The sequence below is a fragment of the Adlercreutzia sp. ZJ154 genome, from assembly GCF_011039055.1.
In the GTDB taxonomy this organism is placed as follows: Bacteria; Actinomycetota; Coriobacteriia; order Coriobacteriales; family Eggerthellaceae; genus Adlercreutzia_A.
This window is the reverse complement of record NZ_JAAKEF010000008.1, coordinates 16,926-43,786: the sequence shown is the minus strand read 5'-3', so window position 1 is coordinate 43,786 and position 26,861 is coordinate 16,926. Positions and strand designations below refer to the sequence as shown.

At 46.3% G+C, this 26,861-nt stretch carries 22 protein-coding genes and 1 pseudogene; 8 read left to right on the top strand and 15 right to left on the bottom strand.

Translation table 11 applies throughout. From position 1 onward, the window contains the following. Window positions 1–26 precede the first annotated feature (26 nt). Window positions 27–1,298: a glycosyltransferase gene (locus G7Y37_RS04890; protein ID WP_370514603.1), complete on the bottom strand. Its 1,272-nt coding sequence runs from the start codon at window positions 1,296–1,298 to the stop codon at window positions 27–29. A 74-nt stretch (window positions 1,299–1,372) separates the two neighbouring features. Next, on the bottom strand, window positions 1,373–1,861 hold the full coding sequence (gene coaD, locus G7Y37_RS04885; RefSeq protein WP_165062353.1) for a pantetheine-phosphate adenylyltransferase: 489 nt from the start codon (window positions 1,859–1,861) through the stop codon (window positions 1,373–1,375). 103 nt (window positions 1,862–1,964) lie between these two features. Between coaD and G7Y37_RS09220 the strand changes: the two are divergent. Beyond that, window positions 1,965–2,201, top strand: a pseudogene (locus G7Y37_RS09220) (HypC/HybG/HupF family hydrogenase formation chaperone); the annotation flags it as partial. Between the two features lie 124 nt (window positions 2,202–2,325). Then, window positions 2,326–3,420, top strand: a complete 1,095-nt coding sequence (hypD, locus tag G7Y37_RS04875; protein ID WP_165062351.1) for a hydrogenase formation protein HypD — start codon at window positions 2,326–2,328, stop codon at window positions 3,418–3,420. Window positions 3,421–3,423: 3 nt separating this feature from the next. Here hypD and hypF read toward each other — a convergent pair whose 3' ends face one another. Further along, a complete protein-coding gene (hypF, locus tag G7Y37_RS04870) occupies window positions 3,424–5,928 on the bottom strand; it encodes a carbamoyltransferase HypF (protein WP_370514602.1) in 2,505 nt (834 codons plus the stop codon). Continuing rightward, window positions 5,885–7,681: a glucose-6-phosphate isomerase gene (locus G7Y37_RS04865; RefSeq protein ID WP_165062350.1), complete on the bottom strand. Its 1,797-nt coding sequence runs from the start codon at window positions 7,679–7,681 to the stop codon at window positions 5,885–5,887. The genes hypF and G7Y37_RS04865 overlap by 44 nt, the downstream gene beginning before the upstream one ends. A 121-nt stretch (window positions 7,682–7,802) precedes the next feature. Here G7Y37_RS04865 and G7Y37_RS04860 point away from each other — a divergent pair, with 121 nt between their 5' ends. The 3 genes from G7Y37_RS04860 (at window position 7,803) to G7Y37_RS04850 (ending at window position 10,053) form a co-directional block, all read left to right on the top strand. Further along, entirely contained in the window at window positions 7,803–8,540 is a 738-nt protein-coding gene (locus G7Y37_RS04860; protein WP_165062349.1) for a flavin reductase, read from the top strand. A gap of 172 nt (window positions 8,541–8,712) precedes the next feature. Continuing rightward, window positions 8,713–9,627, top strand: a complete 915-nt coding sequence (locus G7Y37_RS04855) for a helix-turn-helix domain-containing protein (protein ID WP_165062348.1) — start codon at window positions 8,713–8,715, stop codon at window positions 9,625–9,627. 63 nt (window positions 9,628–9,690) lie between these two features. Then, window positions 9,691–10,053, top strand: coding sequence for a nitrous oxide-stimulated promoter family protein (locus G7Y37_RS04850; RefSeq protein ID WP_165062347.1), 363 nt, complete (start codon window positions 9,691–9,693; stop codon window positions 10,051–10,053). 267 nt (window positions 10,054–10,320) lie between these two features. Here G7Y37_RS04850 and G7Y37_RS04845 read toward each other — a convergent pair whose 3' ends face one another. The 8 genes from G7Y37_RS04845 to G7Y37_RS04810 all read right to left on the bottom strand — a co-directional run bounded on the left by G7Y37_RS04845 (window position 10,321) and on the right by G7Y37_RS04810 (window position 19,566). Then, window positions 10,321–10,659, bottom strand: a complete 339-nt coding sequence (locus G7Y37_RS04845; RefSeq protein ID WP_165062346.1) for a 4Fe-4S dicluster domain-containing protein — start codon at window positions 10,657–10,659, stop codon at window positions 10,321–10,323. Window positions 10,660–10,671: 12 nt separating this feature from the next. Next, window positions 10,672–12,918 carry a molybdopterin-dependent oxidoreductase gene (locus G7Y37_RS04840; RefSeq protein ID WP_165062345.1) on the bottom strand — a complete coding sequence of 749 codons (2,247 nt, stop codon included), beginning with the start codon at window positions 12,916–12,918 and terminating at the stop codon, window positions 10,672–10,674. 112 nt (window positions 12,919–13,030) lie between these two features. After that, window positions 13,031–14,254, bottom strand: a complete 1,224-nt coding sequence (locus tag G7Y37_RS04835) for a CynX/NimT family MFS transporter (RefSeq protein WP_255463938.1) — start codon at window positions 14,252–14,254, stop codon at window positions 13,031–13,033. Window positions 14,255–14,628: 374 nt separating this feature from the next. After that, complete coding sequence (locus G7Y37_RS04830; protein WP_165062343.1) at window positions 14,629–14,925, bottom strand: ferredoxin family protein; 297 nt, start codon at window positions 14,923–14,925, stop codon at window positions 14,629–14,631. Further along, window positions 14,922–16,214, bottom strand: a complete 1,293-nt coding sequence (locus tag G7Y37_RS04825) for an FAD-dependent oxidoreductase (protein WP_165062342.1) — start codon at window positions 16,212–16,214, stop codon at window positions 14,922–14,924. Before G7Y37_RS04825 ends, G7Y37_RS04830 begins: the two co-directional genes overlap by 4 nt. 122 nt (window positions 16,215–16,336) lie before the next feature. Further along, window positions 16,337–17,824, bottom strand: coding sequence for an FAD-dependent oxidoreductase (locus tag G7Y37_RS04820; RefSeq protein ID WP_165062341.1), 1,488 nt, complete (start codon window positions 17,822–17,824; stop codon window positions 16,337–16,339). A 55-nt stretch (window positions 17,825–17,879) separates the two neighbouring features. After that, window positions 17,880–18,785: an electron transfer flavoprotein subunit alpha/FixB family protein gene (locus tag G7Y37_RS04815; protein ID WP_165062340.1), complete on the bottom strand. Its 906-nt coding sequence runs from the start codon at window positions 18,783–18,785 to the stop codon at window positions 17,880–17,882. A gap of 46 nt (window positions 18,786–18,831) precedes the next feature. Then, on the bottom strand, window positions 18,832–19,566 hold the full coding sequence (locus tag G7Y37_RS04810; RefSeq protein WP_165062339.1) for an electron transfer flavoprotein subunit alpha: 735 nt from the start codon (window positions 19,564–19,566) through the stop codon (window positions 18,832–18,834). Between the two features lie 234 nt (window positions 19,567–19,800). Here G7Y37_RS04810 and G7Y37_RS04805 point away from each other — a divergent pair, with 234 nt between their 5' ends. After that, on the top strand, window positions 19,801–20,700 hold the full coding sequence (locus G7Y37_RS04805) for a LysR family transcriptional regulator (protein ID WP_165062338.1): 900 nt from the start codon (window positions 19,801–19,803) through the stop codon (window positions 20,698–20,700). Window positions 20,701–20,844: 144 nt separating this feature from the next. Here G7Y37_RS04805 and G7Y37_RS04800 read toward each other — a convergent pair whose 3' ends face one another. Further along, a complete protein-coding gene (locus G7Y37_RS04800) occupies window positions 20,845–21,183 on the bottom strand; it encodes an oxidoreductase (protein ID WP_165062337.1) in 339 nt (112 codons plus the stop codon). Between the two features lie 15 nt (window positions 21,184–21,198). Then, window positions 21,199–23,430, bottom strand: a complete 2,232-nt coding sequence (locus G7Y37_RS04795) for a molybdopterin-dependent oxidoreductase (RefSeq protein ID WP_165062336.1) — start codon at window positions 23,428–23,430, stop codon at window positions 21,199–21,201. 485 nt (window positions 23,431–23,915) lie between these two features. Here G7Y37_RS04795 and hdcA point away from each other — a divergent pair, with 485 nt between their 5' ends. Together hdcA and G7Y37_RS04785 are read left to right on the top strand one after the other, a co-directional pair. Continuing rightward, the gene (hdcA, locus tag G7Y37_RS04790; RefSeq protein ID WP_165062335.1) at window positions 23,916–24,866 is read left to right on the top strand and encodes a histidine decarboxylase, pyruvoyl type; all 951 of its coding nucleotides are present in this window, start codon (window positions 23,916–23,918) and stop codon (window positions 24,864–24,866) included. A 63-nt stretch (window positions 24,867–24,929) separates the two neighbouring features. Further along, window positions 24,930–26,513, top strand: coding sequence for a basic amino acid/polyamine antiporter (locus G7Y37_RS04785; protein ID WP_165062334.1), 1,584 nt, complete (start codon window positions 24,930–24,932; stop codon window positions 26,511–26,513). 159 nt (window positions 26,514–26,672) lie between these two features. Here G7Y37_RS04785 and G7Y37_RS04780 read toward each other — a convergent pair whose 3' ends face one another. Then, complete coding sequence (locus G7Y37_RS04780; protein WP_165062333.1) at window positions 26,673–26,858, bottom strand: hypothetical protein; 186 nt, start codon at window positions 26,856–26,858, stop codon at window positions 26,673–26,675. Window positions 26,859–26,861 lie beyond the last annotated feature (3 nt).

The window sequence follows — 26,861 nt, the reverse complement described above, 5'->3', positions numbered from 1 at the left end:
TAATATTCTCACTATCAATGTTTACACTATTCCGCTATATCTAGCCGAATTTCACTGGTTAGTCCCGCGTCTATCGGATGTGCTTCGGAAAGCCCGTGCTCTAAACTAGAATTCACCACAGCCGATGTAAGCGTTCGGTCGGAATCTAGCGCACTTATAATGTCGGACCAAATGTATTGGAATTCAAAATACTTGGTGCAATTTTCCTGCGCATAACGTGTAGCTTCGCCTGTCGCCACACGCGCAGCTGCCCTGTAAGCCTTTTTATCAGGTCGTCCAAAACTTCTTAAAATTGCAGTTAGGCGAATGCGCTTGCGCAATCCGTTTTCAAGAAACGGGCCCGGATAAGGCAAAAGCGACTGCGCTGTTATTTTTTGTAGGTCGATAAGCGAATTGCTGTATTCCATTTTGTCGTGCTCGTACATCCAGCGGAAAATATCTTGCCGGAAGCGATTACCTTCGCTTTTGCCCGAAGGCGGCAAATGGCGAACTTGCCACTGATTGTCAAACCATATATCGCTACCGTACATGCGAAGATTTAGCATGTAATCCAGATCTTCGCCACGCGGAATCCACGGATCGAAGGAAAGCCGCTTGAAAGCCTCCTTATGTATAGCCAAACAGCCACCGCACACATGGTTACTGCGGCTAATGCGCGGTCCTTGCATGGCGCTACGAATCCATTGGTTAAAAACCCTGCCTTGTTGCCAGAAGCGGTTGTACCACTTATCTTCCCACTTCGACAAAAAACTTCCCTGATCGTTTAAGTAATAGCCCGTCTTCGCCAGAATAGGAATGCCCTTTTTTGTAAGCTTACCCAAGCCATACATTGCCTTTTTCAAGAAAGCCGGATCGTCAATTATTTCATCATCGTCAACAAAAACGACAGCATCAAAACCAAGTACATCAGCCAGCACAAGACCAAAATTGCGTATTGCGCCATAACCGCGCAAACCAACTTGCGTTGTTACGCCATCTATTCCCAGCTGATCCATCCGCTGCCTAACAAGCCCCAGTTCAACCGAACCGGCAACAACCACACTTAACTGCGGGTACTGCGCTACCGTATTGTGAACTTTCTTCACTGCATCGGCTTCAATATTGTGGTCTGCTGCCACCAGCACTATAACCACGCCTAAATCTTCCACATTTTGCAACGACTCTAAGCAGCGCCCCAATTCACCGGGCTCATTTATATCGGTGGTATGGTCGTAGTTAGCCACAACGCCTTTCACTTCACCGCGCCGCCGGCTTGATGTTATAAAAGTTGGCACAATAACTACAGGATTCAGTTTCATATACGCTTTCCTCTTGCATCGGATTGCAGAGTGCACATGTCAATTGTACTCCAGCAACGACAACACTACTGCAACTACTGCACCGCAGAAAATTTCTTACGCAACGCTTGCTGCACGCATTCGGGTACGAACTGCGCCACATCTCCACCTAGCGATGCCATTTCGCGCACAATGGAAGATGAAAGATACATAAATTCCGGCGGACTCATTATGAATATAGTTTCAAGTTCGTAGTAAAGCTGATTGTTTAGCGCATTCATCTGAAACTCATACTCAAAATCGGTTATAGCGCGCAAACCCTTCACGATAACCTTCGCATCGCGTTCGCGTGCAAAATCGACCAGCAAATTCGAAAATGGCTCTACCTTAACATTGGGAAGATGACTAGTGGCTTCGCGCACCAGCCGCGTGCGTTCTTCTAAACTGAACAGCGGGTGTTTTCCGGCAGATGCCGCCACCGCCACAATAACTTCATCCATAAGCGATGATGCGCGCGTAATAATATCTAGGTGTCCATGAGTTATAGGGTCGAACGTTCCCGGCGTTATTGCGCGACGAGTCATTTAACTTCCTTTCCGACTTATGCCGATTTATAAGCGTAGTCATTCTACCAATTCGGCGATTGAGGCTATCATGTATTAAACAATGAATGCAGGAGGATAGCGTATGTGTCTTGCAATACCGGCAAAAGTTACACGGCTAGATGCAGATAGGTTAGCCGAAGTTGACATACTTGGAGTGCAGCGCCAAATATCGCTCGATCTAACCCCGCAAGCCAATGTGGGAGACTACGTGCTTGTACACGCAGGTTTCGCAATAGAAGTTGTTGACGAGCAATTTGCACAAGAAACAATAGATTTAATTCGCGAATTCCCAGAATTGGCAGCTGAAGATTTAAGCGCGGAAGCATCTGGCGGCATTGACATTAGCAATGAAGACAACAGCATCGGCACCGTTGCGCACGGCGCAAGTTTGGCTATGGAATTTGCAGCAGAATTCGGCGATGTTCCCAAACGTGGTGAATAACATGGACGATATGCAAACCGAACTAGCAGCATTCAAAGACCCGCAACTTGCACACGGGCTAATTGATGCCATTCGCGAACTAGCGCCCAAAAGCGGCGCAACACTAATGGAAGTGTGCGGCACACACACGGTTTCAATTGCGCGCAATGGCATACGCAATTTGTTGCCAGACGGGGTGAAATTGTCATCTGGTCCGGGATGCCCCGTATGCGTTACATCGAACCACGATATAGACAAGGTAATAGCGCTGACGCGCGTACCGGGTGCAATAATAGCCACCTTCGGCGACATGACGCGCGTACCGGGCTCTACAAGCAGCCTTTTAGCCGAACAAGCCGCCGGACGCGATGTGCGCATAGTGTATTCCCCACTTGATGCGCTGCGTCTAGCGCAAGAAAACCCAACTTCGCAAGTAATTTTTGTAGGCGTGGGGTTTGAAACCACAACACCGCTAACCGCCATGGCAATAAAGCGCGCAAAGGCTATGGGGCTTCATAACTTTACCGTGTACGGCGCGCATAAAAATATGCCCGGAGCGCTAGAAGCCATAGTTGCCGACCCTCAGCTACACATAGATGCCCTTATTTTGCCGGGACACGTTAGCACCATAATCGGCGCTGAACCATACAAGTTTTTGGCGCAAAAATATGGCATACCGGGGGTTATAACCGGGTTTGAGCCAAATGACATTCTGCAGGGTATAGCTATGATTGTGCGGCAGCTGCACGAAGGGCGATCTGACATAGAAATAGCTTATGCGCGCGGCGTAATGTCTGAAGGAAATACGGTGGCGCTGGCAGCCATAGATGAAGTGTTTGAAACATGTACCGCAACATGGCGCGGATTAGGACCGATAGATGGCAGCGGCTATAAACTTCGCGACGAATTTGCGGAATTTGATGCCATGCAGCGCTTCCAGCCTGAAGTAGAGCCTACTGTAGAACATGCCGGATGCCGCTGTGGAGACGTATTGCGTGCGCACATGCGCCCCGACGAATGCCCGCTGTTTCGCAAAGTGTGCACACCGGAAAACCCCATTGGTCCATGCATGGTTAGTAGCGAAGGAAGCTGTGCTGCGTACTATAGATATTACTAGTTGCTAACTCTTGCTTGCCACTATAGCCTGTCCAAGAGATATACAACCATCGTTTGGCGGTAAATCGCGATTGATTGCAACCGTAAAACCTTCACGCTGTATTGCCGCCAACGCATGTTCTATCAGATAGCGATTCATAAATACGCCACCCGATAACACCACAGTTCGTATGTCGTAAGTAGCTGCTACAAGTTGCGCAACAGTTATAACCGCATCAACAATTGCATCATGAAAACGCCGCGCAATTATAGACACAGCAACGCCTGCGGCAAAGTCGTCCAATAAGGCACGAATGGCGGGTTCGGCATCTAGCAAAACTACAGATGTGTCTTGAGCTGTACTTTGTGCTGTAGCTGTATTTTTAACAACTGCAATTTCATAAGCAGCGTTATTGGAATTTTCAGAGGTGGTGAAGTTTATTGCCGCCTCTAACATTATGGCTGGCTCACCTTCATAGGTAGGCTCGGTGCAAATTCCCAAAAGCGCGCTTACAGCATCGAACAGACGACCGACCGACGATGTGTAGGGCGTATTCAGCCCGTTTTCTATCATGGTTTCGCATACTTTTGCCTGCTCGGCACCAAGCGCTTGAAGCGCAAGTTGCGCCCCGGGGTGTTCCAGCAAATCAAATTCCCACAAAATACCGTATGCCATGCGCAGCGGATGCTTTACGCATGCCTGACCTCCGGGCATAGGCACATATGCAAAATTGGCGAATCGCTCAAACGCACTCAAATTTGATAGCAACACTTCGCCGCCCCAAATGGCACCATCAGGTCCGTACCCGGTGCCGTCAAACGCAATTCCGCACACCGCATCCGACAGACCGTTTTCTGCCATAGCCGCTACTATATGCGCGTGATGGTGCTGCACAAGCGTTAACGGTAAACCGCATTTTTCGGATTGCTCATGTGCCCATTTGGAAGTGATATATTCAGGATGCATATCGCATGCTAGCGCAGTTGCGGCAAGATCGAATAGCTTTTCATAGCGCGCTTTTGCTTGCAGCCATGCATCAAAAGTTTCCGCATTTTCCACATCGCCTATATGCTGCGACACAAATGCGTCTGCACCGCGCACGAATGTGAACGTGTTTTTCTGCTCTGGTCCTGTGGCGAAAATTACCGAGTCGTCTTCGCGCGACACTTGCGAAGGCGGCAGCGAAATAGGCATAGGAGCAAACCCGCGCGCTCGACGCACGAACTGTATAGCATCGGAATCGCCAGTATTTATGACACGAACAACAGAATCGTCGAATCGCGATAAAATTTCGCGATTGTTACCAAGAAACGCATCAGCTATACCTGCAAGTTTTTCGTAGGTTTCTTCATCATTTATTACTATTGGTTCGTCATGCAGATTCCCGCTAGTCATAACCAACATGGGAACATTGGTGCCCTGCCCGCTGCGCTGCGCGTCTTTTGCTCTCAAGCGCGAATAAGCTGCACAAAAATCATTCAGGAGAATGTGCTGCACAGGCGTATAAGGCAGCATAACCCCTAATTCAGGCAAACCATCAGCTATGCCCTTAGGAGTTTTTATGCCGGGCAACTTGCGCAACAGCACTATTGGGCGTTGACTACCTTCAAGAAGTTTCCGCTCGGAATCGTTCACTTGGCAAATTGCACGCACATCGTCTAGCCGACTGCACATAACCGCAAATGCTTTGGCGGGACGCCGCTTGCGCCGACGCAATTCAGCAACAGCCTGCGCGTTATTTGCATCACATACCAAGTGAAAACCGCCCAAACCCTTTACAGCCAGTATTTTGCCATCGCAGAGCATGTCAACCGCCGCCGCAAACACCGCATCTGATGACCCAGAGGGGCGAAGTGAGGGCTGCGAAGCTTCTGAACGTAGCTCTTCCGCATCGCCAGAATCGGACAGCCCCGAGGGCACATACCATGAAACGCAAGGACCGCAATCAAAGCACGCATCAGGCTGCGCATGAAAGCGACGATCAACCGGGTTGGCATATTCCGCAGCACATTCATCGCACATCTTAAATTCACACATGCTAGTAGACGCACGATCGTATGGAAGCGAGTCTATGATAGTGAAACGCGGACCGCAATTCGTACAATTTATAAACGGATAACGAAAACGCCTATCTTCCGGATTAAACAATTCACGTTCGCAATCGGCACAAGTAGCTAAATCGGGAGACACAAGTGTGTGCTCCCCTTCCGCAGATGCATCCGACGTGCGAATTTCAAACGAATTGTAACCCTCTATTGGAACCTCGTGCATTTCTATTTCAGTTATTTGCGCAGCAGCGGGCGCGCTGTCTGAAATAGCCAGCACAAATTCATCCACCAGCTTTTCTTCGCCCTCGGCGTGTATATGCACACCATCAGCGCCGTTCAGCACCCATCCATTCACAAGATAGCGCTTTGCCAACCTATAAACAAAGGGGCGGAAACCCACCCCTTGCACTATGCCTTTTACCCATATATCAAGCGCACTAAGCAAGCACATCAGCCTCCGCCGCATTTGCCAGCGCATCATCGGAAAACTCGTCTATATCTTCGGCGAATTCCAATTCGCGATTTACCAAAACTTCACCTATTACATCAGCTATAACTGCAGCAAGCATACGAAGCGTAACCGCCGAATTATCGGGAAGATGCAGATGCACCACTCGCCTACCGCGATCTGCCAACGTAAGCGCATCGCCCACAGCTTGCGCCTTTGCCAAGCTGCCAAGTGAAGGCGCTTGCGAATCGGCGGGCAACTGAATATCCTTCAGTTCGTCAGCTGAAAGTATCAAAAACACGCCACAATCTGGACCGCCCTTTTGAAGCTGCCCCGTGGAATGCAAATAGCGCGGTCCTACCTCTAAGCACGACACTATGCCAAACGCCTCAGCTATATCATGGCGAATGCATTCTAGTGCCTCGCGCCTACCTTCACCGGTAAACGGCAAAAACGCATTCAGAGCAAAATAGTCGCCCGGCAATATGCCATCTATCAAGCCATAAAGCGTGCTGCGCAAATGCGTGCGGCTTTTCAAGTTGTGCGACTGGCGCACTTCGACAAGACCCATATCTAAACCAGATGTGAAAGTTTCTACATAATCGGGATCAGAAATTCCTTCGTCAAGAATTTTCACTACCGCAGCTTTCGTGGAAGCCACGTCAGGCTGATCGAACGGACAAACGCGCATTAAATAACCGCACATTGCTATGGCGTATTCCCACATCACAAAATGCTCAGCAAGCTCGTTCACATTCTTGATGCGATAATTTTGACGCGGAATGTTCGGGTCGATGTAAGCTAAACTCATTTCGAAATTGCGACTTTCATCCCACAGATCGGTTTCGGTCTTGTACATAATTACCGACCTATCGCCCGGATCTTCCGTCAGAAGCAGCGTGTCAATCTCAATATTAGGCAGAATGCCCTGTCCGCCCTTACCTAAGCTTTCCGCCACCAACTGTTCAATCCAAAGACCTAATACACGCCCGCGTTTAGGCGTAAGGAAGCTGAACTTGTTGCGCCCCTGACAGAAATTATCAAACAAAAACGCCGCTAAATTAACCGCCGGATTGTCTATGGCATCTTCACTACAACGACGCTCAGCTTCGCATGCATGTGCCAAAAAATCGTTCAAATCTATACCAACCAGCGCTGCGGGCAAAAGTCCAAACACCGAAAGAGCGCTGAAGCGACCGCCAACAGACGGCTCACCCAAAAACACCGCACGCCAACCTTCTTCGCGCGCCAGCTTTTCCAATTCGGTGCCCGGATCGGTTATAGCCACAAGATGCTTTGGGAAATCAGACCCTAGCGCCTCGCTAAAATGTTCGCGAATGGCGCGTAGCTGCGTGCGCGGCTCTATCGTGCCGCCACTTTTGCTGCTTACTATGAAAAGCGTGTTCTTGGGATTGCACGATGCGAACATAGCACGCATACGCACAGGAGAATCGCTATCCAAGGTTTTAAACAACACTCGGTTATTGTCGGGTTTGTTGTATTTTGTAATGGTCATAGGTGCCTGAGTTGAACCGCCCTGACCCAGCAACACAACCGACTCTATTCCCTCGGCAATTACTTCGTCAGCAAATTTCATAAGTTGCACGACATCGCACTGAGGCTTACTGCCCAAGCGCGCCCAGCCCATGAAATCGCCCGCACATTGCTGTGCGCTTTCAGAAAAGTCATACACGCTGCCATCTTGCTCAAAGATGCGGCTAGCTATATGTTCTTTCACCAGCGTTTTGGCTGACGGATACAGTTTTTCCATATCTCCGGATATCATTTGATTCGCTTTCCTTTCGAATGCATTTCAGCAGATTCTACCGTAAAATGCTAAAAAGAACTGCTAAGAGGGACACAAACAAGCCAACACTTAATAAGTTATGTAATTTTGGGAGGAAAATATGATAGATCGCAAAGCTTTCCATACTCTTAGCTATGGATTATTCATCATTTCGTCAAAAAACGGGGCTGGGCGTAAAGTCGGCTGCGTGGCTAATACATTTCAGCAAATTGCAAGCGAGCCGGCACTGGTGTGCGTTTCGCTAAACAAGCTGAATGCAACAACTGCTGCCATTCAAGAAACTGGCATGTTTACTGTCAGCGTGCTAAGCGAAACTTGCACAATGGATCTAATAGGCGCGTTCGGATTTCACAGCAGCCTAGATATTGACAAGTTTGAATCTGCAGAATACGAACTTGATTCCAAGGAATTGCCCTGCATAACGCAGATGACCGTTGCCAATTTTTCTATTGAAGTGCAGCAAACTATTGATGCTGGGTCGCATCTGCTATTCGTTGGAAAGGTGAGAGAGGCGCGCAAAATATCTGACGATTCGCCCATAACTTACAGTTACTATCGCAATGTTTTGCGTGGGAAAACTCCGCCAAAAGCCGCTAATTATCAGCCCATCGAAAAGAAGACTGAATCGCAGGTGCAGACGCAGGTGCAGGTGCAGGCGCAAGAGCCGCGAGAGACGCGAGAATCGCAAGAACCACAAGAGTCGGCAAAAAGCACGCGCCATGCTTGGAGATGCACATTATGCGGACATATTGAATATGTAGATGAATTGCCCGACGATTTCGTATGTCCAATATGCGGCGTTGATAAAAGCTTCTTTGAACGCATAGAAATTGAGTAAATATCAGCTGTTTTAATGCGGTGTAGGAATCATGATAATTACCCCATAGTGTGCCTACGCTGGGATTAGCAACCAATATTTGCTATAAAATTCCAACTAGAATTGATAGCGCAACCTATAACTTTTCGTCTAACCTTGCTTTTCGATGGCACAAACGGAAGGAATTTAGAGAATGAACGTAGACGTAGCGAACAGGCTAGCACGCAGACGTCGCGCAGCTGGACTTTCACAAGAAGCACTTGCAGAAAAGCTAGGTGTTACAAGACAAGCAGTTTCAAAATGGGAAAGATCGGAATCGTCTCCCGATACAGATAACCTAATAGCATTGGCAAATTTATATGGCGTATCGCTAGACGATTTACTATATGCAGAAATCCAAGATGCCGCCGTTGAAGACGACGATGGCATTGACGTGGATGCACATAATGAAAGCACAGAAAATGCGACTGATAGCGCCGATACCGAAGCAGGCAAACCGGACGCACAAAGCGAAAACGAAAGCGAAAGCAATTCCGAAAATTCCGAAGACAAAAAGGACAATTTCCATATAGGTCCTGATGGAATATTTGTTCAAGACGGAAGAGATCACGTAAGCATAAGCCATGAAGGAATACATGTAATAGACAGCAAAAAGGGAGACACGGTACATGTTGGCTGGGACGGCATTCACGTCAACGACCAGCACTACGACAACTTAAAAGATTTTCACAAAGAATTTCCGCAGTACACCAACTGCAAAGGTGACAAAAAATCGCCCGTCGCTAAGGCGTGGATGCGCTTTCCTTTTCCTGTATTAGCAATTCTGGCTTATATACTTATCGGGCTTGCAACAAATATGTGGCTGCAGGGATTGTTTATCGTGTTCACAATACCAATCTACTACATAATAGGCACTTTTATAGGAACGCGCAGCATAAGTTCCCTAGTAAGCGGCTTATATTCAACAGGTGCTATAGCTTGGTTTTGCTACATGGCATTTGTGCTTAACCAGCCACACCCAGCGTGGGTTGTGTTGCTGACTATTCCTTTAGTGTGTGCGCTGGCTGCATGGGCAGGGCACGTTATTGGCAAAAGGAAGCCGTCATAGGGAGGCTTCCTTTTAGTTAGCTATCGGGCACGACCCCAAACGAGCTTTGTTATAATTCGCGACATGAATAATGCCCCACATAATAGCGATACGCCCCAAACGGCAAAGCGCCGCAAACGCGAAATGCGTACTATATCTCAAATGATTGCTATTTATTGCGCGAAGAATCACAGCGCTGCTATACGCAGCAAAACCGCATACTGCGGCGAATCAATATGTGCGGAATGCGCCGAGCTAGATGCCTATGCCGTAGCGCGCACGCAAAATTGCCGCAAGATGGATGTAAAAACTTCCTGCGAAAACTGCGAGAACCGATGCTATCAAGCGTCCGAACGAGAACGTATCTGCACCGTTATGCGCTTCTCCGGTCCGCGCATGATTTCCAAACACCCCATAGCTGCCATTCGACACTTGCTAGGAAAATAGCCTAGTTATCGAATGGGATGCGACACCTTGCAAACGATACAATAAGTATCACGTCAAAATGTCTGACATAAAGAAGACCCGCCAGTGTGCATACTTAAACAGGTCAGAAGAATTACCTTCTGACCTGTTACGTAATCCAATCACAGGGGATAAATCAATAGACATACGGTAAAATCAGTATCCCGCAACCTCAAACATTAGCAACCTCAAATATTAAAATGACGCAGCGTTGCTCTACTCACAAAATTGCACAATACAGAAACTATGCTACTTATTATTGAATAGCACCATACATTTCCCTTTAAGCTCAGCCGATTTTTTGAGAATCTCCTCTTTGGTTCCGAAATCCATAACCTCTGCCATACAATGATGAACGCACGCCGGCTTCTCTCCAGCATCAATTCGATCTTTGCACATATCACATAGATTAGTAGTAATGGGAACATAATCCCATTCCCAGTCGTTCTTTCCGTACTGCCAAGGACCTTGCTCCGTGAGCTTGATACCATATTTGCCAATAGGGAAATCATGCTCATTTCGACAAGCAACTTCACATGCATGACAACCAGTACACCACTCAAAATGAATTAATAGCCCATATTCCATTTATGGCTCCTCTTATTCCGTTTCCGCAAGATAAATTCGACAAGGAACACCACTCTTGTACGGAGCACCAAAACCGAGCTTGCCTATAACTTTGTGCGGAATGAGATTATTGATATTTGACTTCCAGTTTCCGTAAAGATTCGGCTCTTCACCATCTTCCTCTGGATACCACCAGCCATGCGAAGCACTAACAACATATGGCAAAACAATCGGTGAAACTTCAACGCGCTCTTTTGCACGTCCCCAATCGTTTTCAATCCAAATCCAATCCCCGTCTTTCAAGTGATATTTAGCAGCAGTATCAGGATGAATTGTTGCAATAGGATCTTCATCGATGGATCGAAGAGATGGAATCTGACGATGCTCGGAGTGGAAAGACGTGATTTTGCGTTTTCCTGTTGTCAAAGTCAGAGGATATTTTTTCGCTAGATCGGGGCGCGAAATCGGAGAGAATGCCGGTTCCATATAGTACGGTAGTGGATCTTCTCCAAAATGCTCGAAGATCGTCGAGTACAACTCAACTAGACCTGTTGGAGTATTAAATCCAGGTTGACCATCTGGACGCAAAAGACCTTTCTCGTGCTTACGATAAACCAAACCGGGCAAGTAATATGTCTGTTCTTTCAGCTGTTCGTAAGAGATATCCTCATCTCTAGCAAGTCCATTAGCCCAAAAATCCGTTGGCTTCTCTATCCCTTCCCATCCTTCAGGGTTAAGCATATGCCCCATGTGCAACATAATCTCAACATCAGATTTGCATTCATCAACGCTAATCGCCTTGTTAATAGCAAAAATACTACCGGGGTTCATCTCGTAGTGTGGTGCTACCATACCATCCTGCTCAAGAAACGTCGCAAGAGGAAGAAATAGATCTGCTAAAGCCATAGTTGTCGGAGTCATAAAAAGATCTGTAGCTACAGCAAACTCCATTTTCTGCTGTAAAGCATCATGCCATCGATGCGGCTGAGCAGAATTAGTCGGTGCAATTAGGTTGGTACTGTAATACCATGCCATACGAATAGGGTACGGTTTATCCGTTTCAAGACACTCAAGCATAATGTCAGGATGAGCGTTTTCCAATAACGCCGGCAGAGCTGGATATTCATCAACACCGACCGCTTTAGCCATCAACTCAGCTGGCAAACGTCCACCAACTTCATTGTTACGATCGTTGAATACGCCTACATAAGTACCGCCCGGAACATCAAAGTCTCCAGTAAGAGCAACAATCGCCATCATTGCATGAGCAGCTTGTTGCCCGTTTGGATTCTGATCCATGGCAAGACCCCATGTGAAACTATTTGGGTGCTCAGTTGCAAGAATACGCGCCACAGCACGAATATCTTCCGCATCGCATCCGGTAATCTCAGCAGCCCATTCAACAGAATGCTCATTTACACGTTCTACTAGTTCGTCAAAACCATAGCACCATTTTTCAACAAAATCATGGTCATAAAGATCTTCATTGATGATAACGTGCAGCAGTCCAAGACCTAGAGCAGCATCGGTACCGGGACGGAGCTGTAGATTATACTCAGCCTTCGTTCCCAGCCAACGTATACAGGGATCTATAGTTATCAGTTTAGTGCCACGTTTAGCCATCTCAACAATTGAATATCCCCAAAATCCATCGGCCAGAGACTCAAGAGGAGCCTTACCCCATATAGTGATGTATTTCGGCAAGACAAAATCCGGGTCATCGTAGCGAAGAGGAGTACCTCCTGCATAGTCTATCTCGGGAATGCCCGCTCCAAATACAAATCCGGTAATGGTAACTCTTGGACCATAACATGACCACCCACTCTGAGTGTACGCAATGTTTGGCGTGCCTAGAGTTCCAGTCGAAAACGGATGAATTGTCTTTGTGGGCTGGCGACCTGTTCCTTCAAATACAACAATACCTTCGGGACCGTATTTTTCTTTGATTCTTTCTGTTTCGGTTTTGATCAGGCTCCACGCCTCATCCCATGTGATGCGCTCCCATTTATCAAGACCGCGATCTTCACGTGCCCTTTTCATCGGATACGTGATGCGATCAGGATGATAGACATACTCTTTCAACGCAAGACATCTCGGGCACAAACGACCTTTTGTTATAGGGTGATTAGGATCACCTTCGATTTTTAAAAGTTTTCCATCTTTAACGAATGCCTTTATGCCGCATCCAACCGGATGACATCCGGGAGGCGACCATGCATTGGTTCTTATGACGGTAGTGCCATCGTCAAGAACCTCTTTCCATGGTTTATTTTCAGTCATCGACATACACCTTTCTTTCAAGCTAGAGCCGTATTTGCGAAAACGCAAATACGGATCAATAAGCATCAAAAAGTTATTAATATTGCAAACACCACGCTGTTCTCAACGTAGGTTAATCAGCATCCGCAGCTGAAGCCTTCTGCTCTTTCTGCTTCTTGTCTAGAACCATATAAGCGATACTTAAAACAATTGCCGAAACACCAAGTATTGCCAAAAACGGTGTTGCATTCATCCAAACAAAGGTCCCCGGCGTTGATTCAATCATCGCGCCTGTAACAGCTGGGCCAATCGCTGCGCCGATATTCTCAGCAAAAGTAAAGAGAGCCATCAGCACACCAACAACAGCAGGCCGATTCGCACAAGCCGGTGTCATCGTGAAAGTACAAGCAGGAATCATTTGGAAGATAAGACCAGCGACAATCATATAAAGCAATGCTGTCGCAGCAGTGAACATGTATTCTGTCGTAAAAGCAATAGCAGATAACACACAGCTAATCACAAGGATGATACCCCAATGCTTCTTGCCTTTGTTTAGTACCACACCCATAATGAATCCGCCAGCAATCATGGCAATATTCATGATACTGCTCAGGCTGTTTGCCGTACCGATTTCAATACCAAGTTGCAGATTCATAAACGTCGGTGCATAAGTAAGAATACTGCCAGAGCAAATAGCAAACACCGTCATACAAAGAATAACTGTCCATGCTTTAACATTCTTCAAAGCTTCAAAGAAATCCTTTGCAGAACCAAGTGCGGCATTTTCAGAATCCTTCATTTCGTGGATTTCGTCATCGTCCACATTGAAAGGAACTTTTGGCATACGGACATAAACTAAAAAGGCTATAGATACCACAGCAAGAATAATTGCTGAGAACCACCATACAGTACGCCATCCGCCGCCAAAAGTTGTCATAAGCGGAACAGATGCGTTTAAGATGATGAGCATACCAACACCAACAAACGTCGAGAAAATAGACATTGGAAAACCAAGTTTTTCTTTTGGAAACCATGGAGCAATAATTGCTGGCATGCAAATTGAAACAAGCGAAGTTCCAAGTCCCTCAAAAATACGTGTAGCCAGAAGAACTTCAAACGACGGCGCAAAAACTCCAACAATTGTCGAAACAAGCGTCACAACAATAGCAACTACAGTAATTTTAATAGGTCCAAACTTCAGCATAATCATGCCTGTTGGAATAGCTAGAATAATGCCGGCAAATGTAGTAACCGACATAAGCCAACCGCCAGCAGCCGTACCTATGTTAAATTGAGTCATAAGGTCAACCATTGTCGGAGCAACTTTAAAACGTACAGCAATAAATACAACAGCCATAGCAAAACAGATAAGCGCAACAGCCCAAGATTTTGCCGCAGAATAACGCGGCCTTTGAACATCTGTAGACATTTTTCCTCCCCGAAAATCGGCGGAGCACAATGGATGTTGCCGAGTTTGGAGCTGCCTCTCACCTCAACTCCAGCCCGCCTCGCGCGGCAGCAACAACGGCACCCCCGCATTACATGAATCCCCTGTTAGGGATGATTAAACAATAGCATCGTATTTGCTATCGCAACATAAGCTACTGTTATTTGATTATTAGCATTTCCAATATGAAACAAAACAAGTTATATTGCTGTAACCTATTTGAACAGCTTATCCTAAGCTGTTCTTAAATTAGGTGTCTATAAATATCGCATCCATTTTCTCGATTAGCCATATCGGTACTCTACGCCCATCCCTGATCGAGGATATTCCCACTTCTCTAAAATGGTATCCCCGCACACAACACGACAAGTTCCGCATTCAAGACAGCCAGAATAGTCAAAAGACTTCAAACCGTTATCTCTACGCTTATACAATGCGGCTGGACAAACACGAACGAGCTTATCAAACTCTTCGTCATCAGGGTCACTTGTAAGCACAATATGAGGATGATTGTTATCGACATCATATTTGTTTAAGCTCAAATATTTATCAATGTTTACATTTGAACTTATAACACTCATAAAGCCTTCAGAGCTCCTCTTGCATCTTTGAGAAGGTTAAATACACCAATTTCTTTCATTTCTGTCTTTACAATATCTCTAACATGACAAATTGGTTGTCCATCGATCACAAACATACCGTTCATAATATTGCCAATCATTGTGGGATATGCTTCAAACATTCGATTGAAACCTCCCATAAAAGTTGGGGCATTGCTGAATTTTTCAAAATCTTTCAAAACAAAAGAATCCTTTAACATATCCACGTAGCATTGCAATCCCGTTACTGAAGTGTCGCCTTTATCAATAGCTCTTACTGCCGCTTGACCAGCCATTTGACCTGCCGCAATAGCATAGTCCATACCGCGCACTACATACCCAAGATTAACGCACATCATTGCCGAATCTCCAGCCAACATAACGCCGTCACCAACAAGTGGAGGCATGCTATTCAGACCCCCTTCTGGCACCATATGACCAGAATGCTCAACCATTTCGCCGCCTTTTATTAACGCAGCAATATCTGGATGCGCTTTAAAGTCTTCCATCATTTGAGAAATAGGATAAATACCACTGGCAACAGCTTCAATCCCTGCAACTATACCTAAAGAAATAGAATTCCTATTGGTATACATAAAGCCGCCACCAAACAGACCCTTTGTAGCATCACCGGCAAACAGCCACGAAGTTCCCTCCGTATCTGAAGCTGCCAAAACTCGATTTGTAATTACATCTGCAGGTAGTGCAAACACTTGCTTGATACCGACAGCAACTTGAGAAGTAGAGAGTTGACTAAAATCCACAGCTTGATGCGCTAATACCGAATTTACACCATCGCAAAGTATCGTTACCTCAGCAGTAATCTCATCATCCTCAGCACGAATCCCACACACTTTCCCAGATTCATCTTTAACAAGTTGCTGAACACCAATTCCGTAAATATACTCGGCACCAGCTTCTTCAGCTTTCGAAGCCAACCACTGGTCAAAAGGACCCCGCAAAACAGAGTATGAGTCCTGACCTTCAACCTCCATCTGATTAGAAGTGAAATCAAAAGTGAAATTAGAATCGGGTGCCATAAGCGAGATGCGCTCTCTTGTTATGCGACGTTCAACAGGTGCCTCCTCTTCAAAATTCGGAAACACCTTTTTGATTGAATGCGCATAGATGCGCCCACCTGTCATATTCTTAGCCCCAGCGAAATTACCCCGTTCAACCACAAGAACGGTCTTTCCTGCTTTTGCCAACTCATATGCCGCAATCGGACCCGCACAGCCAGAGCCAACGATAATGGCATCAAAATCAGCCATTGCGCTCTCCTCTCAATAATTACACTCCATGCATCGAGGCACACAAAAGAGCATAATTTACAAGCGAAGTGAAGGTGGCAGATCCACATTCACTTGCAAAAAACTCGCTTTATCAGCTAAACCTATGCCCCTATTTGACTAATAGCGTGGCGAGCAGCCAAGCGACCAGAAGTGTGGGCAAAACCATTGGCAGATCCCGGGCAATCCATGTTATATGTATCTCCATAAAGACCCGACGCGTCATTGCCTACAGCGTAAAGTCCCGGAATCGCTTCTGACTTTTCATTTACAACTTGGAAATCTCCGTTTACACGAATTCCGCCACAAGTAACTAGCGGACCAACTCCTTGACGAATTGCGTAAAAAGGAGCAGTTCGAACAGGGTAAAGAAACTTACTGAGCTTATAAAAATCCCCATCATATCCTTCATCGCAATAGCCATTGTAAATGTCCACAGTTTCTTTTAGAGTATGCGGATCAATATTGAGCTTCTCAGCTAACTCTTCAATGCTATCAGCACTGAATGCGGCACCATCATTTGAATTTACCGATTCTTCTATCTCTGTCTTTAGGCGGCTGAGCGGAGTATGATAATGCACGAAATCGCCAAGACCAATATCAGATCCTACCTCCATATAATATTGCAAGCAATCGGAATCCATAAGAACATATATAATGCCATCATCGCGTTGAGCAATAGTATTAGGGAAGTAAATATTATTTGCAGCAAGACCCTCATTAGCAAAACGTTTCCCAGTAGTGTCTACCCAAAGAACAGGTTGGCAACCCCCACCATTGAGATGAGAATCTGGCGTTTTACCCCAAGCGCAATTCCCAATAATCATCGTTCCGATATTTCGAGTATCACCACCAGCAGCTAGAGCCATATTAACGCCATCGCCAGTGTTCTCAAAAGTCATGGGACAATACCAAAAATCGGGAAGATGGGGTGTCCATGAATATTCCCTCACCATATCGGGATTATTACCAAAACCGCCAGTCGCAATAATGACTGCCTTCGCTCCAATGTGCAACAATTCTCCATCAGCATCTTCAGCAATAACCCCTACAACTTTACCGTCCTCAATAATTAATTCCTTACCCGGAGTCTTGGTGAAGATGTCAACACCTGCATTCTCGCAGGCACGTAGCAGTAATTCTTGCACACGAGCCCCCAAGCCATCAGGTCGATGAAACGTATATAGTTCATTTGGCTGATCATAAGCATAGATGCTCACATCTGTATACTCCACACCAAGCGACTTAAGAATATCAATCGTTTCTGCTGAATTGTAAACAAACGCTTTCACAACATCAGGATTAGCGCGATAGTGGCTAAATTCCAAATAGCGCTTCGCATGCTCTTCACATGTCGGAAAGTGAGCACCCTCAGGCAATTCACCGGGATAATCAGGAACTTTACGCGCTTTGGCTTCACTCGATTCCGAAGCAGCATGCCCTTCTGCAAACACAGAAGTTCCTCCTGTCACCTCACGTTTTTCAAGAATAGCAACACTAAGATCGCTCTCAGAGGCAACGGTGTAGGCGGCGGATTTTCCAGAAGCACCGCTTCCAAGTACGACAACATCATATTCAACATCGAATTCCATGATTTCTCCTACCTCAAATTACCATCTTCCTTGTTTCCTTAAAGTCCGTAATGGACTATGTCAAAGCCGAAGTAATAACTGGCACAACTTCATACAAATCACCTACGATGCCGTACTTACTGAATCTAAATATCTCAGCATCTGGATCATTATTAATCGCCACAACAACTTTTGCATCACGAACACCAGATGTATGATTTGGCGAGCCAGATATCCCAATTGCAAAGTAAAGTTCGGGAGCAGCAGTATTGTGAGATGACCCCAATACTCTGTCCGATGAGCACCAGTGAACGCTATCCGAAACCGGAAGCGTACACGCAACCTCACCTTCCAATGCTCTTGCTAGTTCTTCTATGATGGCAAGATCATCCTTGCTTCTAAGCCCCATACCAACACCAACAATACAATCCGCAGTAGACAAACCGGTTTTACCTGAACGGTTATTTTCGATAACCTTATCTCCGGTACCTTCGCTCTTAATTGTCTCTATATTGGCTTCTGTAGCTATATTGACTTCCTTATCAGGGCCATTAAAAATTAGCGTGATGGCACCCGACACCTTAATGGTTTCAATAGCCTTTCCATTGGCAATCTGGCATTCTGCAACAATATCATCGCCCTCGCGAGAGATCCTCTGAACCGCGCTTAAAACAGAGGAATCGATTGCACCCGAAATATGTCCTAATATGACTCGCGTTGAGGGTGAATCATTTCCAAGAACAAGCCTAGGCTTTTCAATTAACGCCTTACGTGCAACATCCGGCGCTAAAGCCTCCGGAGGAACTTTTTCTGGCGTAATAAATAGTTCTGCATGAGAAAAACCCATCGGAATTACTCTCTGAGCTAAATTCTCATCCCCAATGACTATAGCGATTGGCTCTGTACCAGCGGATTGAGCAGCCGCCAACATACCACCCGCTCGACGTAAATCTGTTACGATAACCCAACTCTTGTCAATCATATCTTCCTCATTTTCGGAGATGTTGTCGAAACTTATAGTTCGGCATTTATTCCAGAACCCCTTCATCGCGTAGAGCAGTAAGTAACCGATTCACAGAAGTAGCTAAGTCATCTTCATTAAAGATAGTGGCTGCTTTGTTCTCGGAAAGACGGGTCCCAACTGAAAGCGCGCTACTTGAAAACTCGATATCTAAATCGGAAACCGAGAAGCTCTCAACCGGTTTCTTTCGAGCCGCCAATGTCTGTTTCATTCCGGGAGGGTTAACCTCTCCACTCAGTGCTTTGGCGATTATCAAAAGAGGCGTTCTGGTTGTAACAACTCTAACACCATCAACATCCTTTGTAGTAAGTTTGATTTCCCCGTTATCCACAGCAGCGTCGATTACTCCCGCATAAGCCGTCAATCCAAGCTTTCCAATAAGAGCAGTTGTAACCGAATAATCCCAATCTGAGTCCCCTATTACCACAGCGTCCACGCTGGGTATACGCTTAATCGAAGCCGCAAGAACACTTGCCATAACTGCACCGTCAACGTCACTGTTAACATCCTCAACAACGACCGTACTATCGGCACCACGCGCTGCTGCCCAATCCTTTTTCCCATCACCTACTGTTAAGCCCACAATTTCCGCTTCTGACGACAAGGCTTTCGCGATTTGCATAGCAGCTGGATCGTCATCTGATGCCGACATCTTTACGCCATCCCAAGACACACTTCCGTCTGATAGCACGCGAGCATCTTGCGGATCTCGGCACCATTTGAATACAACTACTGTTTTCATATTTCTTGATTTCTCTTATGGGTTAAATTTTCTGGAACTCCTCTTTACAGAGTTCTTTCTAAAGATACCATCCGTGTTGACAGCACAAAATAAACCATATTTATGTAACTATTCTTGTCTGTTATGCATAGATAAAAACAGCCCGAAAGCTTTCACTAGCTGTTAAAATATTTATATATTTCACGTGTTGCTATGATTTCAAAGCGCAATTTCTCAACTGAAGGGTGCAGCCACATGATTACTATCGAGCAACTCGAATGCTTCATGCTTGCCAGCGAAACCCTTAACTTCACCATAACTGCAAAAAAGCTTTATATGACCCAACCAGCGGTCACTCACCAAATGAAAAACCTAGAAACGGAAATAGGAGTCGAACTTTTCAAAAGAAATGGACATCGTCTCTCGCTTACTCCTGCAGGAATCGAGCTTAGAGAAGGCTTTTCCTCCATTCTGCCCTCGCTCAAACGAACAATAGAACAAGTCCAACATTCGAAAGCCAGACCGTTTACTATATTTTCACTCGGATGCAGTCCGTCGCTGATATCGAAATGGCTCAGCATTGCAATAGGAACTTACAATATACAGCACAAAGAAGGCAAAGTTGTTATTCGAAGCGATGATGCTCTAGCTCTCCCCGCACTTGTGGAGACACATGCTCTTGATGCAGCCATTTGTATCGAAAACGAATTGGAAAATTCTGAAAATTTAACTTTTACTCCAATTTTCAGTACACCATTTCGTTTATTTTGTCCTGCTTTCGATACACTTACATCCCATGACACCATATCTCCAAGGGATCTTGAAGACCGCAGCGTTATCGTCTATGAAGGTGGTGGCGGAGTTCGCAAACAGCTCGGCAAAGGCTTCTCTTCAGTTGTGAGCGGAGGCATAAAGTTCTCTGATATTTTACCTGTAAAAGATGCAGCAACGGGCATTATCATGGCAGCTTCAAATCTTGGTGTATATATAGGGTTGGAAGCTGAAGAAGAATATGCAAAGTCGTTTTCCCTCGAAAGCCGTCCACTGAAGCTTAATCTTCCTTCCAGTATAATTGGACTTGTTTTCCGCTCAGATAATAAGAATCCGATTATCCCTGAGATTATTACACTATTAGGAAAAGACCACGTTAAATAGCTACATAACACTGCTTTTTGTTCATCCTAATATAGTTTTGACTAATAAAAACATGAGTCTCGTCTCCATATAATCATGTCAATAGAAACGAGACTCAATTTTTGTTTCATTAAATTAAGCCAAGTGCTAAAAAGAACATCTATGTTATATGAGATAGATGGCGCTCTTCTTTAAGCCTCTATCCTTGGCTCTTTTTACCAAATCTTCTGCAGGACCATATTCAATAACCGAAGCAAGGCAATGAAGTGCGCACGCGGGTTTTGCGCCCTCAGCGACACGATTTTCACAAAGTGTACAAAGCTGCGTGGGAACAGCGACATAATCCCACTCCCATTTTTCATTATCAATTTGAAATGGTCCAACTTCAGTAACTTTAATGCCCCATTGATCAGCAGACAAACCCAATTCATTACGACATGCAATCTCGCATGATTTACACCCAGTACAATAGTCGTAATTGACTAAAAGCGCATTCTGATGCATTTCTCCTCCCTTCATCTAATCAGCCAGCTCAATAGAGCAAATCGTACTTTTGTAGTTGGAGCCAAAACCAAGATGACCAATTTGTTTATGAGGCATAAGACTATTGACGTTTGATTTCCAATTACCAAACAAATTCGGCTCCTCCGGATCCTCTTCGGGATACCACCAACCGTGCTGGGCATGAACCACGTTTTTATTAATGAGCGGCGTTAGATGAGCCTTCTCCCGCGCCTCGCCAAACATGTTTTTAATAAGAACCCAATCGCCTTCCTTGATACCATACTCATCCGCCGTTTCTGGATTTATCTCCACAATGGGATCAGGAACCAACCTGCGAAGGCTCGGTACCTGCCTATGCTCTGAATGAAATGACGCAAAAGTCCTTGCACCAGTTGTCAGAATCAGAGGGAATTCTTTTGCTAGCTCAGGTTGCGAAACAGGACTATATGGTGGCTCAGTATAATACGGCAGCGGATCCTCGCCAAAACTCTCAAACACAGTCGAATACAATTCGATTTTTCCGGTAGGAGTGTTAACGCCCGGTTGTCCATCTGGTCGAATAAGACCCTTTTCATGCTTCTTATACTCTACCTGAGGCTGATAAACACCCATCTCTCTCAGTTTCTCAAATGTAAGCCCACCTAGTTTTGCATTAAGCACTTCCTCTGGTGTTTTCCACGACCATTCATCTGGATTCAACCGCTTTGCCAAATCGAGCATCACCTCGATCTCTGACTTGCATTCTCCCATGCTCAATGCTTTATTAATCGGACCTACAAAAGATACATTGAGGCCGTAATGAGTGAGAACAACACCATCACCCTCGGCATAACTTGCTAGCGGCAACACAACATCTGCACAAGCCATGATTGTAGGATTCATAAAAGTGTCCAGCGCAAAAATAAAATCTAGTTTTCGCAAAGCGTCTCGCCAACGTTTCGGCTGAGCACACGCCGTTGGAGTAAGAAGATTCGAGCTTTCGAAGAATCCTACATGAAGCTGATATGGATCTCCCGTCTCTAACGCATCTAGCACAAGGTCGGGCTGACATTGTCCGAGAACATTGGTCAATGCAGGATATTCCTGCTTACCAATCATTTTATTTCGTGTCTCATCTGGAAGGATCTCCCAACGGTTTAGAGACTGGAGCGGTTCAAGATTGTTGTCGCGCATGCCAACAGAAATACCACCCGGAACATCAAAATTACCAGTAATTACCATGAGCGCCATAATGGCATGACCAGCTTGAACACCGTTCTTATTCTGATCGATGGCAAGACCCCATGCGATGGATGACGGAGTATTCTTCGCATAGATTCGAGCTACTTCACGAATCTTATCTGCTTTGACCCAAGTTATCTCCTCTGCCCATTCTGGAGTAGCATCTTTTACTCTTTCAGCAAGTTCATCGAACCCATATGTCCAGTTCTCCACAAAGTCATGGTCGTAAAGATCTTCGCCAATTATCACGTTCAGCATGGCCATAGCGAGAGCAGCATCGGTGCCCGGTCGAAGTTGTAAATGATATTCAGCCTTCGTTCCGATCCAATTAATACGAGGATCTATGCTGATAATCTTCGTCCCGCGCTTCATTAGGTCGATTATCGAATGTCCAAAAAAACCATCCGGGTTCGACTCAAGCGGTGCCTTACCCCATAAAATAATATAATTCGGTCGCTGCCACCCCGGATGATCATATGTATCCGGGAACCTGCAAGCATTGTCAATTTCAGGATACCCAACACCCATAACGTATGCTGTCGCAACTGTACGGGGTCCATAGCATGAATATCCACTCTGCGAGTAGCAAACATTGGGCGTTCCAAGAATTCCGTTTGCGAACATCATGCAATACATAACGGCTTGGCGCCCAGTACCAGTGAACTCAACAATAGACTCTGCGCCGTAAGTTTCTCGCGCCCGAACTACTTCATCAGTAATCAGATCAAGTGCCTCATCCCACGAAATACGCTTCCAAGCATCTTTTCCTCGATCCTCACGATTACGCTTCATTGGATAGAGAATCCTGTCGGGGTGATTTAAGTACTCAGGCAATGTCAGGCATCTAGGGCACAGCCGACCCTTCGTAACAGGATGATCCGGATCGCCTTCTACCTTAACGAGTTTTCCATCTTTAACGAAAAGCCTTACACCGCATCCCACAGGATGATCACCCGGAGGCGACCAAGCACAACTTCTGGTAACACATGTCCCATCTTCGAGAACGGTTCTCCATTCTTGATCCATACGTCCCCCTTCTTTGATTTACGTGTGAGAGGTAAAATCAATACGAGACTGGCACCTCGAATGGTAACTGCCACACAATCAGTTGCTAATATAAAGTTCTTATGCCTTTATTCAAAAATACGATGTGCGGCGATACGAAGTACTGGCAACATTCGCCGATAGCTCAATTTCCAAACCCTCCATTTATTCACCAGAGTACTGGCGGAAGCTATGTGAGCGCTTCGGGCTAATGGTGGGAGGTCTTGCCCGAACCTGTGCAAAATTTCGTAGCATATTTTCCACTCACTCAGGGAATAATTCAGAATCGCTTCAGAAATACAGGCTTTATAAAGTAGAGGCAGCTTGCACCATGCTTCGCTTCAATCGCATAACGTTGCGTTACCAGAAAGGCAACAATGCCATCCTCTCTCTCGCAATTATGACAAGCGAAGGTTAAATGACCTTACAACAGAAAAAGCATCGCCTTTTGAAAGGATGATATCGAAATGGTTTCTGAAAAACGAGATAACAGAATGATTGCAACCGCAATTGGCAAGCATAAGGAAATGCGCAGACCCCACATCGACAGGACCGCCATAAGCCCTTATGACCAGTGGTGCGACGGCTATGGCATGCCCGGCGCTTACGGTAACGGCTATGTAAACGTGTTGAAAGTCTCTTGCGGCGCGGTTGACAAGACCAAGGACGCGCTAATCGACGAAATCGTTACCTACGACAAGGGCGAATGTGCCGATGCCTACGTCGGTCAGATAAATATGCTGACAGCAAGTTCGTTCAACGGTATCCAAGGGCAGATATGGGGGCACGACCTTGCCATGCACGACGACATCAAGAATGGCAAGATTCAGCCGCTTTTCGCCGAGAAGCAATTCGACGGCTCAAAGCTTGAAGTCTACGACGGTAAGCCCCTCATCCATGCAGGCATTGAACTATTCGGCACCGATTCCGACCGCCGTTATCATCCTGCTCCGGGCGCGCACGTTATATGCGCTAACAAAGGAGTAACAGCCTATCGCCCAAAGGAAGACCGGCCTCTCAAAGACGGCGAGGCTTATGGCGTGTGGTGCTTCATTGCTATATCGCTGACAACCGACCCCGATTATGCAGCAAATCTATTCATAGAAGACGCTGGTGTGTGGACCGAAAACGACAACGAGCAAGACTTGGTAAATTTCCTTGATCAGCACCAACGCGAGATTGTCTGGTCTGTCGTGGAATGCGGGAACGATTCCGGTGTGCTCTTCGATCGTACCTATATCTCTTACAACTATTTGATGATGGAGCCGAATCAGATCGGCAATGCTATCACGGTAGGTCCTTACGTCACGTTGGCGAAAGACGCTATCCCAGCTGAAGGATTCAGCAAGCTAAACGACATGACCATTAGCGAATGGTTGAAAGATCAGCAGTTCGAGTCACTGACAGGACTCAAGTAAGTTTGGTTTTGTGCGGTGCGACCAAGCGGTCGCACCAAGCGGTTTCGATGTTAGGAGATTACCATGGCTGAAACAAAATCAACCACGGTCGCCGCCCCGGCATCACCTTCCAACGCCCCGACAAAAGCGCCAACAGCTTCAATCGGAACAGGCAAAAAACCGGCTAAGAGATCAGCCGACGCAAAGAAAGTCGGGCTTATCGGACTGATTGCGATCGTCATCTCGGCTATGGTGGGCGGGGGCATATATGACTTGCCGCAGAATATGGCAGCAAGCGCGTCAGCGGGAAGCCAGATTATCGCTTGGGCAATCACCGGCGTAGGCATTTGGTTCATCGCGAACACCTTCCGCGTGCTCGCGCAAGTGAAACCCGACCTGAAGAACGGTCTGTACACCTACGCGGAACGCGGGTTCGGCAAATTCGTGGGCTTCCTTATCGCCTACGGATACTGGATCTGCAACTGCTTTGCACTCGTAGCTTACGGAGTGCTTATCATGTCCACTATGGACTATTTCTTCCCGGGAATGTTTGAGGGAGGCAATAATTGGCCATCTATCATCGGTGCCACGGTTATTACATGGGCGATGCTTTGGCTTGCGCTGCGCGGATCTAAAAGCGGTGCGTTCATCAATATTATTGGCACCATCGGCAAGATTTTGCCCGTACTGGTATTCCTCGTGCTCATCATAACCATTTTCCAATTCGGTATGTTCGTGGATGCCTTCTGGGGAGTGGCGAAAGACGGACATGCACTTACGTTCAATTTCGGCGATGTTATGAATCAGGTATCGGGCACGATGCTTGTAACTCTTTGGCTGTTCATTGGAATAGAAGGCGCGGTTGTTGTATCGGGCGAGGCAAGAAGCCAAAACGATGTGGCGAAAGCAACAACTATCGGATATCTCATCATATTAGTGCTGTATGTGTTAGTGTCCCTTCTTCCGCTGGGTGTCTACACTCAAGCCGAGATTGCAGGCATGTCGGACCCGTCCATGGCGGCTATTATGCAGCAGAAGTTCGGTGCTTGGGGTGCTGTCATGGTAAATGTTGGCGTTATTATCTCGGTGCTGTCATCATGGCTTGTATGGATGCTTATGCTGGGTCAGATGCCACTTTTTGCAGCGCGCGACGGAATCTTCCCCAAGAAATTCACGAAGCAAAACTCGAAGGGCGCACCGAGTTATTCTCTGCTTTGGACCACCATAATCATTCAGGTGCTGCTAATCCTGTGCCATTTCACAAGCGGTAATGCTTGGAACACCATGATATCCATCACGTCAGTTATGGCTATGCCCTGTTACCTAATTTGTGCGCTGTTCCTATGGAAGGTTGCTGTTAAGGAACCGTGGAAGAAGGGCGAAAATGGAGTGCGCTTTTCGAAGACCAACGGACTGGTTACGGGCATCATTGGAACGATTTTCGGGTTGTATCTTATTTATGCAGCGGGCTTGAATTACCTGATGATTGCAGCCTTCGTGTATGCCATCGGCATTCCAATTTTCATTGTTGGTCGTTGGCAGGCAGGTCAGAAGGGCAACATTCTGAAGATGTTCACCACGCCCGAGAAGATTCTTTGCGCCATCGTTATTGTTTTGGGCATCGTCGGAATCATCTACAGTATCTCAAGCGGCGTGTTCACGGCGTAGCGCGCGCTTGTTAGATGCATTCTTGGCTTCTCTTATGACTTTTCAAAGGACTAAACAATGAAAGCGAAAACACTGCATAGCGATGCGCCGAAAAAGAGCCGTCGGAAAATCTATATAGCCATTGCTATACTGCTGGCGATTGTTGTTGCCTGCGGATCATCAAGCTTTCTGGAAAACCAAGTCGATGACAAGAGTCTTTCCCGTAGGTCCAAACTTCACGGGAACAAAGCCGCAGTAGCTGTAGCCCTTTGCTGCCCATTCTTTTATGACAGGCTTATATCCTTCGAGTTCGGCGTTCCATGCGAGGTTGTTTTCCATGTCCATAGTTACGAATTCGGTCTGCATGAT